The 13635-nt window shown below is 65.3% G+C and carries 11 protein-coding genes, 1 tRNA gene and 1 riboswitch; of the genes, 5 read left to right on the top strand and 7 right to left on the bottom strand.

The genetic code is table 11. The annotated features are described in order from the left end of the window. The first annotated feature begins 99 nt into the window (after positions 1–99). The 3 genes from M2334_RS14920 to M2334_RS14910 are packed head-to-tail and all read left to right on the top strand — an operon-like array spanning position 100 to position 2679. Positions 100–624, top strand: a complete 525-nt coding sequence (locus M2334_RS14920) for a DUF3489 domain-containing protein (RefSeq protein ID WP_264605819.1) — start codon at positions 100–102, stop codon at positions 622–624. After that, entirely contained in the window at positions 621–1019 is a 399-nt protein-coding gene (locus M2334_RS14915; RefSeq protein ID WP_264605818.1) for a DUF2924 domain-containing protein, read from the top strand. The genes M2334_RS14920 and M2334_RS14915 overlap by 4 nt, the downstream gene beginning before the upstream one ends. After that, positions 1006–2679, top strand: a complete 1674-nt coding sequence (locus M2334_RS14910) for a recombinase family protein (protein ID WP_264605817.1) — start codon at positions 1006–1008, stop codon at positions 2677–2679. Before M2334_RS14915 ends, M2334_RS14910 begins: the two co-directional genes overlap by 14 nt. A 256-nt stretch (positions 2680–2935) precedes the next feature. Here M2334_RS14910 and M2334_RS14905 read toward each other — a convergent pair. Together M2334_RS14905 and M2334_RS14900 are read right to left on the bottom strand one after the other, a co-directional pair. Next, positions 2936–3022 (bottom strand) — tRNA-Leu (locus tag M2334_RS14905). Positions 3023–3176: 154 nt separating this feature from the next. Continuing rightward, a complete protein-coding gene (locus tag M2334_RS14900) occupies positions 3177–4931 on the bottom strand; it encodes a PAS domain-containing protein (protein WP_264605816.1) in 1755 nt (584 codons plus the stop codon). 213 nt (positions 4932–5144) lie between these two features. On the opposite strand from M2334_RS14900, the gene M2334_RS14895 reads away from it, so the two are divergent. Beyond that, positions 5145–6710: a carbon-nitrogen hydrolase family protein gene (locus M2334_RS14895; protein WP_264574361.1), complete on the top strand. Its 1566-nt coding sequence runs from the start codon at positions 5145–5147 to the stop codon at positions 6708–6710. 26 nt (positions 6711–6736) lie between these two features. Here the strand turns inward: M2334_RS14895 and M2334_RS14890 are convergent, their stop codons facing one another. From M2334_RS14890 to M2334_RS14870, 5 genes are all read right to left on the bottom strand, one after another. Next, the gene (locus tag M2334_RS14890; protein ID WP_264605815.1) at positions 6737–8338 is read right to left on the bottom strand and encodes a GMC family oxidoreductase; all 1602 of its coding nucleotides are present in this window, start codon (positions 8336–8338) and stop codon (positions 6737–6739) included. 31 nt (positions 8339–8369) lie between these two features. Beyond that, entirely contained in the window at positions 8370–8882 is a 513-nt protein-coding gene (locus tag M2334_RS14885) for a nuclear transport factor 2 family protein (RefSeq protein ID WP_181558620.1), read from the bottom strand. Between the two features lie 3 nt (positions 8883–8885). Continuing rightward, positions 8886–9356 (bottom strand): DUF3237 family protein, encoded by a 471-nt coding sequence (locus tag M2334_RS14880; RefSeq protein WP_264574367.1) that lies wholly within the window; start codon positions 9354–9356, stop codon positions 8886–8888. Positions 9357–9469: 113 nt separating this feature from the next. Continuing rightward, complete coding sequence (locus tag M2334_RS14875) at positions 9470–11074, bottom strand: ShlB/FhaC/HecB family hemolysin secretion/activation protein (protein WP_264605814.1); 1605 nt, start codon at positions 11072–11074, stop codon at positions 9470–9472. Between the two features lie 110 nt (positions 11075–11184). Beyond that, positions 11185–12306 (bottom strand): hypothetical protein, encoded by a 1122-nt coding sequence (locus M2334_RS14870; protein ID WP_264605813.1) that lies wholly within the window; start codon positions 12304–12306, stop codon positions 11185–11187. Between the two features lie 202 nt (positions 12307–12508). Then, positions 12509–12586, bottom strand: a riboswitch (cyclic di-GMP riboswitch). Between the two features lie 171 nt (positions 12587–12757). Between M2334_RS14870 and M2334_RS14865 the strand changes: the two genes are divergently transcribed. Beyond that, positions 12758–13360 (top strand): TetR/AcrR family transcriptional regulator, encoded by a 603-nt coding sequence (locus M2334_RS14865; RefSeq protein ID WP_264605812.1) that lies wholly within the window; start codon positions 12758–12760, stop codon positions 13358–13360. The last annotated feature ends 275 nt before the right edge of the window (positions 13361–13635 follow it).

Below are 13635 nucleotides of genomic sequence, written 5' to 3'. Positions count from 1 at the left end.
AGCCGCTGGAAAGAACTGCGGATATGCCCTGCCGGCTTGGTCGACAGGGCTGTGGGTGGTGGGAGCAGCGCAGTGCTGCTCCGCAAGAGGAGACCACCCATGACCAGGCTCAACGACCTGCAACTCGTTCTGCTGTCCGCTGCTGCCCAGCGAGACGATGGCAGCTTGCTGCCACCGCCCGATCATCTCGCGGGCCAGGCAGGCAGGATCCGCAAAGTCATTCCGCCGCTGATCAAGCGGGGTTTGATCGAGGAAGCCGCAACCACTGAGCTGCCCAAGGTCTGGCGGGAAGAGGGTGACGATCGTTTCGCACTTGTCATCACCCAGGCCGGTCGTGCGGCGATCGGTGTGGAAAGCGAGCAGAGCGATAAGGCTGATAATGCCGGTCCTGATCGCGAGGGTGTTCCGCCACCGACCGGCGCACGGTCAAAATCGCAGCAGGTGCTGGATCTGCTCCGCCGCGCGGAGGGCGCATCGCTTGATGAGCTGGTCAGCATGACCGGCTGGCTGCCGCACAGCACCCGCGCGGCGCTCACCGGCCTGCGCAAGAAGGGCCATGGGATCACGCTGGACAAGAGCGGTGAGCGCGCCTGCTATCGTCTGGTCGAAAGCGCTGCGGCATGAGCCTGGAGGCACGCCTTGATGCTCTGGCGGCGCTGTCGTTGGGCGAGCTGCGTGATCAATGGCGATCATCAATGGGTTCAGAGCCGCCGCGCGTCAGCGCCGATCTGCTGCGCCGACTGCTCGGCTATGCGCTGCAGGAGAAAACCATGGGAGGGTTATCGCCCTCCCATGGCCAGGCCCTTCGTCGCCTTGCTGCCGGCAAGGAGAGCGTCCTGCTCAAGAGCGGAATGCATCTTATGCGGCAGTGGAACGGGCGTAGCATCAGCGTCACCGTGGTTGAAGATGGCTATGTGTGGGAAGAGCGCTGCTATCGGTCGCTGTCGGCTATTGCCCGCGCGGTAACCGGAACGTCCTGGTCTGGTCCCCGCTTCTTCGGGCTGCATGACCATGGCTAGGCGGCCCAAGGTCATTGACGGACCGCGCGGTGCCGTGCGCTGCGCCGTCTACACCCGCAAGTCCAGCGAGGAAGGGCTGGAGCAGGCGTTCAACAGCCTCGATGCCCAGCGCGAGGCCTGCGAGGCGTACATCGTCAGCCAGCGCCATGAAGGCTGGACCCTGGTCAAGACCGCCTATGACGATGGCGGCTACTCAGGTGGGTCAATGGATCGCCCCGCGCTGGTCCGCCTGCTGGCAGATGTGGAAGCCGGAAAGATCGACGTGATCGTGGTCTACAAGGTCGATCGCCTGACCCGCGCGCTGTCCGACTTTGCCCGCATCGTCGAGATCCTCGATGCCCGCGGCGCCAGCTTCGTCTCGGTCACGCAGGCGTTCAACACCACCAGCAGCATGGGGCGGCTCACCCTCAATGTGCTGCTCTCCTTCGCGCAGTTCGAACGCGAGGTGACCGGTGAGCGCATCCGCGACAAGATCGCCGCCTCGAAGAAGAAGGGCATGTGGATGGGCGGCAACCCACCGCTTGGCTATGATGTGAAGGACAGGGCGCTGGTCATCAACCCGGCCGAGGCACAACAGGTCCGGCACATCATGACCCGCTACCTTGCGCTGGGCTCCCTACAGGCTCTGGTCGAAGAGTTGTTGCGCGATGGCTATCGCACCAGGCAGCTTCACGGCCGGGGTGGTATCGCGTTCAGTCGCGGCGCGCTCTCTCATCTGCTGGGCAATGCCATCTATCGCGGCAAGGTCGTACACAAGGGCGCGGTCTATGACGGCCAGCACGACGCGATCATCAATGAGGCACTTTGGGATGCTGTGCAGCGGCAGCTGGAACTGGGACGCAACAACCCCTCGGCCAGGCGCTCTCCCAAGCGCAGCTTGCTCACCGGTCTGATCCACAATGGGGAGGGCCGAAAGATGTCACCCAGCCACACGGCCAAGGCCGGCAAGCGCTATCGCTATTATGTAACCCATCCCAACGCACTCATCGGCAGCAGCGAAAAACCATGGCGGGTCAGCGCGCCGGAGATCGAACGGATCGTCATCGAGCGCCTGAAGGGCTGGCTCATGGACCGTCGGGCGATCATCGACATTGCTGGGACTAGCCAAGCGATCAACGCACTTACCAAGGCAGCACAGGCTGCAGCCGATCTGGACAAAGCATCAAAGCGTACGGCCATATTGACCATGCTTCTCTCACGAATCGATATGGCTGATGAGGGCATCACCATCACTCTCGACCGTGACAAGCTGCTGGCCCTCCTGCGTCTCGATCAACTGGCGCATGATCATCCCGTGCAACTGACAAGCCGTGCGATCCGCATCCGACAAGGCAAGGATGTCCGCATGATCATCGGCGACGCGCAGGACCGTTCAGCCGATACGGTCAATACGCCGCTGGTCGCACTGATCGCTGAGGCCCGAGCGCTGCATCAGGCGCTGCTCGGCGCCCCGGAGCATAGCTTGGCATCACTTGCCGACGCGCAGGGCAAGTGCCGCAAGCGTTCCGCGCAGCTGCTGCGCATCGCAACGCTTGCGCCGGACATCGTGTCGCAATGCATCGAGGGCATCCAGCCGGTCTCGCTTACGACCAAAAGACTGCTCAGCGTCGATCTGCCGATGAGCTGGAGTGAGCAGCGGGCTTTGCTCGGCTGCAGCTGACTTCCGTCATCCCTCTAAGGAAAGCGTCGGCCGGATGTCCTCCGGCCGTTTTTTGTTCGATGCCGCGCAGCGTTGACCCGCATTGAGGTCTGGAAAATGACCACTGAGATAAAGGGGCAGAAATGGCTGATGGTGCCCGCGTGCATGGTCTGCAGACCTCAACTGGCGGAATGAGAGCGCCAAAACGGCGCAGTTCTGCGCCAGTTTTGCTATGGCCATACCACCGCTCACGAATCTCGGAGAATTAGGGACTGTCTGGTGCGGGCGGTCGGACTCGAACCGACAAATCCTTGCGGATGGCGGATTTTGAGTCCGCTGCGTCTACCAATTCCACCACGCCCGCACGGCGCGAACCCCTTGATGCAGCGCGCTGCGGGGATGGCTGGCGCGCCTATATCTCACCTTTTTAGGAAACGCCAGATGCTCGGTGGCGTTCATGTACCGCGCGTGAGAATAGATCGTCTTACGCCCGTGCCCTCGTCAGCCGGCCCGTTCGATCAGGCTTCGGCGTGGCCGTAATCGGAGCGGTGCCGGCGGGCATCGCCGGCGGTGGCGCGGTTCTTGAGCGCCTGCTCGACCCTGTTGAGCAGTTCGGCCGGGCGATAGGGCTTGCCGATCACATCCTGCGAGATGGTCTGCGGGCCATCGGAGACGAGCTGCTCATTATAGCCAGTGGTCATGAGGATCGCGATGCCGGGCACCAGCTTCACCGCTTCCTCCGCCAGCAAAATGCCATTCAGGCTGCCGGGCATGACGAGATCGGTGAAGAGAAGATCGACCGGGTCGGCCTCCATCAGCTTCTGCAGCGCCTTGAGACCCTCATCGCCCGAGATGGCGGTCGAGACACGATAGCCGGCGCTTTCAAGGATCTCGCGGGACAGGGCCATGACTTCAGGGCTGTCTTCCACCACCAGAATATGGGCCTTGCCGGAGGAACCATCCGCGGGCGCGGCCGCGGTGATGGGGGCCGGGTTGCCGGCGCGGTCATCCTCGTCATTCTGCACGGAAACCGGGAAGAGCAGGCGGATCGTGCTGCCGACGCCCTGTTCGCTCTCAATCTCCAGCCGGCCCCGCGATTGCTGCAGGAAGCCGCTGGCCATGGCGAGGCCGAGGCCCGTGCCCTGACCGGTGGGTTTGGTGGTGAAGAAGGGCTCCGTCGCGCGCTGGGCGACATGGGCGGGCATGCCTTCCCCCTCATCCGTCACCTCAAGGCTGATATAGTCACCGGGCGGAAGCTGGCGGGCGGCAGCATCGCCGTTGAGATGCAGCTTGCCGGTCGTGATGGTCACCAGCCCGCCGGCGCCGCGCATCGCGTCCTTAGCGTTCATCACGATGTTGAGCACCGCCATCTCGAACTGGTCAGGATCGACGTGGATGCGCGGCAGGCCCCGCCGTAGGCTGAGGTGCAACTCGATATCGCTGCCGAGCGCGCTCTCCAGCACATGCACGAAGCTCTGCACGCAATCGCTCACGTCCACTGATCGGGGCGTGAGGCGCGTCTTGCGGGCGAAAGCGAGCAGCTGGCCGGTCAGCTTTGCCCCGCGCGCGGCGGCGTGCTGGGCATTCTCGATATGCCGCCCGGCCCGCTCATCCTCGATGCGGTTCGAGGCCAGTTCCAGGCTGCCGCCGATCACCTGCAGCAGATTGTTGAAGTCATGGGCAAGGCCAGCGGTCAGCTGCCCGATCGCTTCCATCTTCTGCGCCTGGCGCAGCACTTGCTCGGTTTCGCGCCGCTTGGTGACGTCCAGCTGGCTGGCGAAAAAGTAGAGCAGCTTGCCGGAGACGTCATAGACCGGGCCGATGAACACTGCGTTCCAGAATGGCGTGCCGTCGCGCCGGTAGTTGAGGATTTCGAGCGCGATGGACTCGTGCCGCGCCACGGCATCGCGCAGTTCGGCGATCCGCTCGCGGTCCGTCTCGGCGCCTTGCAGGAACCGGCAGTTGCGCCCGATGATTTCGCTCTCTTCGTAAAGCGTGAGGTCCAGAAACGCCTTGTTGGCAAAGACGATGGGATTGTCCGGCAGATTGGGATCGGTGAGGATCATCGGCATCCGCGTCATTTCGATCGCGGCGAAAAACACGTTGCCCCGTTCGCTCAGGCCCGGCGCGGTGATGGTACGCTCACGCCAGTGATCCTTGCCGCGCACGGTCACCCGGCCTTCGGCTGCTTCAGTGCCCTGATTGTCGTCCGAAGCGGCGGTATCCCCGTTTTCAGTCGCGAAGTCGTTGTGATCGCCCGATTCTATCGCCAAGGTCGCATTCCCTGTGGTTGCCCGCTCCAGCCGTCCGCGACTTTGAAGCCAGCATGATAAACGCATCAGGACCGAGTGGTTCCCGAAAACCGCCCAGAATGCCCTTGCGTACAGGGCGTGGCTAGTCGTCCGATTGTCGGGGTGCAAGACGATGTGGGGGCAGCCGGACTGCACGAACATGGACGCTGGGCGCGATCGCGCTATATCGCCTGCATGGCTCATACACAGGCAAAGCTCATCGTCCGTCCCGCGCTCGCCAAGGATGCGCGCGCGATCGCCCGGCTCTCCACCAAGGTCTATGGCAAGGCCGAGGCCATGACCGCCGCGCAAATTCGCGGCCAGATCAATAACTTCCCCGAAGGGCAATTCGTCGCCGATTATGAGGGCACCATCGTCGGCCACTGCGCCACGCTCATCGTCTCGCAGGAGATTGCCTTCGCGCCGCACAGCTGGGGCGAGATCACCGGCGATGGCTTCGGTACGCGCCATGACCCGGAAGGGGACGTTTTGTACGGCATGGAAGTCTGCGTCGATCCCGATTTCCGGCGTCTGCGTATCGGCCAGCGCTTCTATCGTAAGCGGCAGGAACTGTGCCAATATTTCGAGCTGAAGGGCATCGCCTTTGGCGGCCGCCTGCCGGGCTATGCGCGGCGGCGCCGGGATTATCCCGATCCGCAGGCCTATCTCGATGCCGCGATCGAGCGCAAGCTGCGCGATCCGGTGATCAATTTCCAGCTGGGGCAGGGCTTCCAGGCCAAGGGCATCCTGCCGGATTATCTGCCGGGCGACCGGGACAGCGCCGGCAATGCCGTACTCATGTTCTGGCCCAATCCGCTGGCGCCCGAGGAGGGGACAGGGCGCGCCCACCATGGCACCCTCAAGCTGCCGTCATCGGTGCGGGTTGCCACGGTGCAGTTCCAGATGCGCGGCATCACGCGGATCGAGCAGTTCGAGGAGCAGGTGGAGTATTTCGTCGACGTCGCGGCGGATTACCGCGCCGACTTCGTGGTGTTTCCCGAGCTCTACACGCTGGAACTGCTCTCCATCTCGCGCGCCAAGCTGGCGCCCAGCGAGGCCATCGGCAAGATCGCGGAATATACCGAGCGTTATTGCGCGTTCATGGAGAAGCTGGCGGTCAGCTACAATATCAACATCATCGGCGGCTCCCACCCCACGCGGGTCGAGAATGGCGATATCCGCAACATCAGCTATGTCTTCCTGCGCGATGGGGCGATGTACACGCAGGAGAAGCTGCACCCCACGCCATCCGAGCGGCGCTGGTGGAACATCAAGGGCGGCTTCGGCGCCGATGCCATTCCCACCGATTGCGGGCCGATCGGTGTGATGATCTGTTATGATTCCGAATTCCCGGAGCTGGCGCGGCACCTCGTCAATCAGGGCGCGCTGCTGCTGTTCGTGCCTTTTTGCACCGATGAGCGGCGGGGCTATCTGCGCGTGCGCTATTGCTGTCAGGCGCGGGCGGTGGAGAACCAGTGCTATGTCGTGACGTCCGGCGTTGTCGGCAATCTGCCGAATGTCGAGAATATGGATATTCACTATGCCGAAAGCGCGATCCTGACGCCCTCGGACTTCCCCTTCGCGCGCGATGGCGTGGCCGCCGACACCGCGCCCAATACCGAGACGATCGCCATTGCCGACCTCTCCCTCGACGATCTGCTGACCAGCCGGCAGAGCGGCGCGGTGCAAAACCTGCGCGACCGCCGCTTCGACCTCTACGGCGTGCAATGGAAGGAGCCGCGCACCAAGCGGGCGCGCTGAGGCAAGCCGGGGACGGGGACCAGGCCCTAGCCCGCCTTCACCAGATCGGCGCCTTTCTCGCCGATCATGATCACGGTCGCATTGGTGTTGGCGCCGGGCACGGTGGGCATGACCGAGGCATCGATGACGCGGAGGCCGGTGACGCCCTTCACGCGCAGCGCGGGGTCGACCACGGCGTCCGGTCCGGTGCCCATGGTGCAGGAGCCGACGGCGTGCTGGCCGATCTCGACCACCTGGCGCACCCAGTCTTCCATCTCGTCATCGCTCTGCACCTGCTCACCCGGCATCAGTTCGGTGCCGGTCAGCGCGGCTTGCGGGGCGGTGCGGTAGATGCGCCGCGCCTCGCGGATGCCGCGGATCATGGTCTGCATGTCCCAGCGGTCATCCATCAGATTGAGGGTGATGGCGGGGCGGTCGTTCGGGTCGGTGGAGCGCAGCGTCATCCAGCCGCGGCTGCGCTGGTTGAGCACCACCACGCCGCAGGCCAGCTTGTGCGCCGGCGCGGGGCGGAAGGGCGGCATCCACAGCCGCGCGCCGAAGGTCACCGGATTGCACATCAGCTGAATGTCCGGCTGCGCCAGCGCCGGATCGGTGCGCAGGATGACATTGCAGCTGTTGAGCTGGGTCGCGAACTTGCCGGTGCCGAGCATCAGCCACTGGACGAAATGGCGCGCCGCCCGGTCGAGCCGCAATTCCTTGACGAAGGTGACCGGCTTTGTGGCCGCGAACTCCATCATGCAGCAGGGATGTTCGGAGATGTTGCGGCCGACGCCGGGCACATCGGCCTTCACCGCAATGCCCATTTCGGCAAGCTGTGCGGCTGGCCCCACGCCGGAGAGCAGGAGCAACTGCGGGCTGTTATAAACGCCGCCGCTCAGAATGACCTCGCGGCGCGCGCGCACCTGGCGGGTCTGGCCGTCCACCGAATATTCGATGCCGACCGCGCGATTGCCGTCGAACAGGATGCGGTAGGCGAGCGCCTTCAGCCGCACGTCCAGATTCTGGCGGCCAAGGGCAGGGCGGATATAGGCCGCCGCCGCGCTCGCCCGTCGCCCGCGCTTGTCGATGGTGACTTCGCCGCGCGCGGGGCCTTCCGCATCCGCGCCATTGATGTCGTCGGTTGCCGGATAGCCGGCCGCCAGCGTCGCCTGCCGCAGCGGCTCGTGGAGCAGATGCCCGGTCTGGATCGGCGCGACATGCAGCGGGCCGCCCACGCCATGATAGGCGCTTTCGCCCCGCCAGCTATCCTCCATGCGCCGGAAATAGGGCAGCACATCGTCATAGCTCCAGCCGCGCGCGCCCATTTGCGCCCAGGTGTCGAAATCATTGGGGTGGCCGCGCATGTAGAACATGCCGTTGATCGAGGATGAGCCGCCGAGCACCTTGCCGCGCGGAATCCAGATCCGCCGGCCATTGAGATGCGGCTCTGGCTCGCCCATGTCGCCCCAGCTCAATTTGGGGTCGGCGATGGTCTTGAGGAAGGCGAGCGGCATGGCGATGTCCAGCCGCTTATCGCTGCCGCCCGCCTCCAGCAGCAGAACCGACGTGCCGGGGTCTTCGCTCAGCCGCGATGCGACGACGCACCCGGCCGATCCAGCGCCCACCACGATATAGTCGAATTCATCCATCTCGTTCGGTCCGCCTGCCTGAAAAGCTGTTTCAATCCTGCCTGTCGTACAGCAGCCCCTTGAGCGGGGGCGGCAGCGGTCGACCTTCCCGCGCGCCCGTCTGCCCCGCAAAGCCCGCGAGTATCGGGCCGGACCAGTCGCGGATCGTGCGCTGCGCCATGCGCCATACGCCATCCTCCTGCCGGAAGATGTCTTCATAATAGCCCATCACGTGCAGGGCGTGCGGGCCATCGCCCTGGCGCAGGGCCACGGCGCCATAGGAGATCGCCCGCGCTCCGCCCTCGCAGGGCGTGACGATGATGTTGGTGACATGATGCTGCCGCCCCGCCGAGGCCGGCTGGTCGCGAATGAAGGTCGCGAAATGGCGGATGGCGTCCGCGCCCTGCCAGCGCAGCGGCGTCTCGAATGCATCCCAGATCAGCAGCCCGTCACGGGTGAAGCAGCCGACGAACGCCTCGACATTGCCGGTATCGAGCGCCCAGGCATAATGCGCGATGGCATCGCGGATGCCGAACTGATCGTCGGCGGAAAGGCGGGTGGTCATGCTTCAGGTCACCGCATAATAATCGAAGAAGGTCGAATTGCCTCGCCGCTCGGCAATACCGACGAAGACGGTGCGGTTGAGCCAGGCGTGCCGCCCTTCCGGCGCCTCGAAGCGCGGCGTGATGCGGCAATAATTGTCCTGCGGGTCGACATGCTCGCCCGCCTCGATCCGCGCCGTCATCTCCGGATTGGCATAGGCGATGCCGCGATTGTGGATGTAGATCATGGCGCCGTCATCGGCCTCCAGCATGTAATGTGCCTCGAATTCGACAAGGCCGCTGGACCAGAGCCGGGGCCAGTCCCCGCCGGAATAGGGCACGACATGGCCGGAAAGACGCGGGCCGCTCACCACCCCGCCGGCGAGCGCGACAAAGCCGCGCGTAAAGCTTTGCAGGGCCGGCTGGAACCGCGTGCGCGGCCCTTCGCCAAAATCGAGACGAACATGGAAAGCCAGGTCGAGCGCCGGAACGTGCACATCATCCTCCCCCGCGAGCGTTCGTGCCGCTCGTCAGATTGATTTTGTCTGCACGCTTGTGCCGGAACCCGCCTGCGAATGCCAAGGCAAAAAAGCGGGAGCCGCGCGTTCGGTTATCGCCGCAGTTTCAGAAACCAGCCGATGTTGAAGCGCCAGCCGTCCCCGGCGTTGGGAAAGGGCGCCTCGATGACGCGCGCGGCCTCCAGCGAGAGCGAAGCGCGGGTGGTATAGTTGAGGCGCAGGCCACCGCCGGCCGAGGCCATGGAATAGCTGGCTGCCGGCAGGCCGGTGCGGGCGTTGAGGCGCACGCGGGCACCATCGACAAAACCGTAGACTTCCGACCCTTGCAGGCGCGTGGGCAGCTTGGGACGCAGGGCCAGTTCGAACAGGCCGGCCATGCCCTTGTCGCCGCTCAGCAGCGCCGTCTCGAATGCTCGCCCAATCTCCGGCCCGCCCACCGAGAAGCGCTCGTTGCCGCCCAGCCGGTCGCCGCTATACTGGCCGCTCAGGCGCAGCCGTCCGACAAGGCGCTTGCCGATCATCCGATCATAATTGGCGCGCCCGGCGATCTTGGTGAAGTCGATATCGGTAAAGCCCGGCACCCCGCGCGCGCCGAGCATATCGAGGCCTCGGCTGCCGGTGAGGGCAAGGCCCAAGGCGCTCTTGTCCGCCACGATCGAGTAGCCGGCGGCCGCGCGCACGGCCCGGATGCGGTCGGAGGAAATCACCGATCCGAGATAGGCCGCATCGCTGTTCAGCCCGTCGATGCCGGCGCTGACGGTGAGATTGCGTTTATATCCGCGAATGACCGGGTAGGAGAGGCTGAGCCCGAGCGTCTGCGCCTCGCCGACGATCGCGGGCGCCTGCAGTCGCGTATCCAGCCAGGAGGCCGAGAGGCCGAGAGTGAGGCCGTCCGTGCCGAGCGGCGTCTGGTGGCTGAACCCGGCATAGCGATAGCGCTTCAAATCGGCGGCGCTGAGCAGGGTCAGGTCGCTGCGGTCGCCATCGCGCAGCAGGCTGTAGAATTTGGCCGATGCGCGCCACTGGCCGCTGCCCAGCCCGCTTTGCGTGCGGTTATCAAAGCCGAAGGAGAAATCGCTATACTCCCGCTCCGGCGTAATCGCGAGGCGAACGCTACCGACCTGCGCACCCCGCAGCATATTGGCGTCGATCTTCGCGCCGGGAATGTCGCGCATCAGCGAGAGGCTGCGTTCCAGCGTGCGGCGGCTGAGCGGGTGCTCGCGCGCCAGCGGCGCAGCATAGGCCTGGATCAGCGGGGAGGCGCCCTTGGGATAAGCGATATCCTCGATAAACCCTTCGGCCAGCAGTACGCGGACATGGCCCTCGGCCAGATCCTGCTGCGGAATGGCGACCGTATAGAGCGCGATGCCGGTCTTGGCGTAGGCATCGGAAATCCTCTTGGCGAGGGCGCCCAGATTCTCGCGAGTGGCCGGCTGGCCGATGAAGGCCCGGGCGGCCTCGGCGACCGGCGCCGGCGCGTCGACGCCGGAAAAGGTCACGCTGCGGATCGGCGCTGCGGTGGCCTGCGCCTCAACGGCGACCTGGCCTGTCGGATCATCTGCGGCCGGCCGCTCCTGTGCGGGCAGTACCGGGGCGGGTCCGGGCTGGCTTTGATCGATGAGGGGCGGTGTCAGGCCGCTGCCCGTGGGCTGGGCGATGGCGATCAGCGCAATGGCTGCAGGCAGGAGCGCGACCATATGGACCTTTCGGACTTGGAGCGGTGAGTGCGCGGCGGGTCTTGAGACCGCCCGCCGCGCACCGGAGGGAAGGTTGCGCCGAGGTTGGCGACTTGAGGCGGGGTGGCTGCTTAGCGGCCCAGCCCCAGAGAAGTGCCGACTGTGTTGAGCGTGCCGGTTACCGGCGCCAGCAAGCCGCCATTGGTCGTCGTGCCGGCCCCTGCGCCTGCACCGGCTTCGACGCTGCCGCCAACGCCTAGCGCACCGCCGACCGAGCCGACCGTGGCACCGACCGTGCCAAGCACGCCGCCATTTACGTCGCCGCCCGTGGCCGTTCCGCCGCCAAGCACGCCGCCGCCTGAGACGTCACCGCCCACGCCCACGGCGCCGCCGACAGACCCGACGGTTGAACTCACCGCGCCGAGCACGCCGCCCACGGCCCCCGTGCCCCCGCCGGGCAGGGACGCGCCGTTCGGCAGCACATTGGCGTTGACCAGCGCCGGATCGCCGCTCCCCAGCAGCTGATTGCCGCCGAGCGCGACGTTCAGCAGATTGTCGGAAATGCCGCCGGTGGGTGCCGTAATGTTGGTCACCCGTACATCGGCGATGCCGTTCACGGTGGCCAGCGCGGTATTGCCTGCGTTCAGCACGCCGGCGGATGCGAGCGTGCCCGTCGGCTGGGTGTCACCGAGCACGCCGACGCCGATCGCGCCCGCTGTGCCATCAAGACCGTTGGTCACGGTGCGACCGCCAACATCGATGGACACGACATCGCCGACCACGCCCTGCGCGCCCTGCAGCAGCAGCGTGCGGCCTTCGCCGGCATCGACCAGCACCGTGCCGGTATCCTGCAGCACCCGCGTGATCGTGCCGGTCAGGGGCTGCGTGACTGGCAAGGCAGCGGCGATGGGGGTGGTCACGCCTTGCTGGCCATCCGCGACGCCGAGCACGGCATTGCCGGCCGTCGCCAGAACCGGGGAGACCTGCGTAACGACGCCCCCAGCCAGACCGCCACCGGTGCTGCCGCCGCCATCGGCCGATCCGCCGCCCCCGGTATTTCCGCCGCCGGTGTTCCCACCGCCCGTGTTCCCGCCGCCCGTGTCAGTGCCGCCGCCGCCATTGTTGCTGCCGCCATCGCTGCTGCCGCCCGACCCGGGCGCCGGCGAGCCGACATTGGCGTAGCGGGAATAACCGCTGGTCTCGCAGGCGCTCAGCAGCATGGCGAGCGCGGAGCAGGCGGCTATGGCGGGCATGGCCCGGCATAGTCGTGACGTTCTGTTGGATCGTAATGTCGTCGTGGAAAGAACCTGAGCCATTGCGTCATCTCCTGTCAGGCTTGCAGCCGGGCTGGAGACGGAGCTATCCGATGGCAGGCCCATGTAGCGCGGAGCGGTGTGGAGCGATCATAGCCAGAGCGAGGCGTAGACACGCACACACAGCTCCGACCTCGGCTCCTTCGGCAACCCCGCTACCTTGAACCCAAGGCCGGAAGCTTTGCGTCACGGCGTCACCACCGCTTTGCCATTATCGGGATCGGAGTGATCCTGCGCTTGAAATGTCAAGCTCTGGAAAAGGTTCATGGAAAAGAGTCTGAACTTAACTTTTATCATGCCTGGGAGAACGTGCCGCTCGAGCGGGACCGTCCTGGCTCCCTTCGTCGCACCGGACTCGACAAGCCCGTCGAGGAATTCTATACCGTCCGATATGGAACAGACCGCCATCAGGGGTCGGCCCCGCGAATTTTGCTGCGAGCAGGCGCTTGCGGCCGCGTTGCGTGTGTTTTGGACCAAGGGTTATGAGGGCGCGTCGCTCAGCGAACTGACGGACGCGATGGGGATCACCCGCCCGAGTCTCTATGCCGCGTTCGGCAACAAGGAGGCCCTGTTCCGCCAGGCGCTCGATCTCTACGAGCGGGAAAAGCTGGCCTATATCGGTCCGGCGCTGGATATGCCCACCGCGCGCGGCGTGGCGCAGCATCTGCTCGATGGCGCACTCTCCACGATTGCCGGCAATGGCCAGCCCACCGGCTGCCTCAGCGTGATCAGCGTCACCGCCTGTGGCGCGGAAGCGCAATCGATCCGTGAGGAAGTGCTCAAGCGCGGCGAGACCGTGAAGCGAGCATTGGTGGCCCGGATGCAGCGCGCCATCGACGAGGGCGAGTTTGTCGGGGCCGCGGATGCGGAAGCGATCACGAAGTATCTCATCGCCGTTTTGCAGGGCATGGCGGTTTTGGCCGGCTCCGGCACCACGCGCAAGGAGCTGGAGCGCGTTGCCGAGACCACCATGGGGATGTGGCCTAGCCGCTGAAGCGTCCCGGGACCCAAGACCGATTTTGCGCGCTGCAAAATAAAATATCGGTCGGTACAAAAAACCGGGTTGACGGCTGAACGTCTCATTAATATACCAGTCGGTACAGAAGGCGTGGGAGTGCGTGCGGCTTGGCCGGGCGCGTTCTGCTTGCCCGACTTGATTTGACAGCAATTTCATAGGTTCTGGTTTCGGGACGGACGCGCCGGTCGCGCACCGTCTTTCCCGGATCGATCCCTGGCATCCGCGATGCGCGCGCCCGGCAGCACTGCCTG

Source organism: Sphingobium sp. B11D3D (assembly GCF_025961755.1).
GTDB lineage: Bacteria > Pseudomonadota > Alphaproteobacteria > Sphingomonadales > Sphingomonadaceae > Sphingobium.
This window is presented reverse-complemented; position numbering and strand designations above follow the sequence as displayed.

What these genes read in the sequence shown, in the direction of transcription:
- M2334_RS14920 (WP_264605819.1), top strand. Translation starts at nt 100, where the DNA reads ATGACCAGGCTCAACGACCTGCAACTCGTTCTGCTGTCCGCTGCTGCC.
- M2334_RS14915 (WP_264605818.1), top strand. Translation starts at nt 621, where the DNA reads ATGAGCCTGGAGGCACGCCTTGATGCTCTGGCGGCGCTGTCGTTGGGC.
- M2334_RS14910 (WP_264605817.1), top strand. Translation starts at nt 1,006, where the DNA reads ATGACCATGGCTAGGCGGCCCAAGGTCATTGACGGACCGCGCGGTGCC.
- M2334_RS14895 (WP_264574361.1), top strand. Translation starts at nt 5,145, where the DNA reads ATGGCTCATACACAGGCAAAGCTCATCGTCCGTCCCGCGCTCGCCAAG.
- M2334_RS14890 (WP_264605815.1), bottom strand. Translation starts at nt 8,338, where the DNA reads ATGGATGAATTCGACTATATCGTGGTGGGCGCTGGATCGGCCGGGTGC.
- M2334_RS14885 (WP_181558620.1), bottom strand. Translation starts at nt 8,882, where the DNA reads ATGACCACCCGCCTTTCCGCCGACGATCAGTTCGGCATCCGCGATGCC.
- M2334_RS14875 (WP_264605814.1), bottom strand. Translation starts at nt 11,074, where the DNA reads ATGGTCGCGCTCCTGCCTGCAGCCATTGCGCTGATCGCCATCGCCCAG.
- M2334_RS14870 (WP_264605813.1), bottom strand. Translation starts at nt 12,306, where the DNA reads ATGCCCGCCATAGCCGCCTGCTCCGCGCTCGCCATGCTGCTGAGCGCC.
- M2334_RS14865 (WP_264605812.1), top strand. Translation starts at nt 12,758, where the DNA reads ATGGAACAGACCGCCATCAGGGGTCGGCCCCGCGAATTTTGCTGCGAG.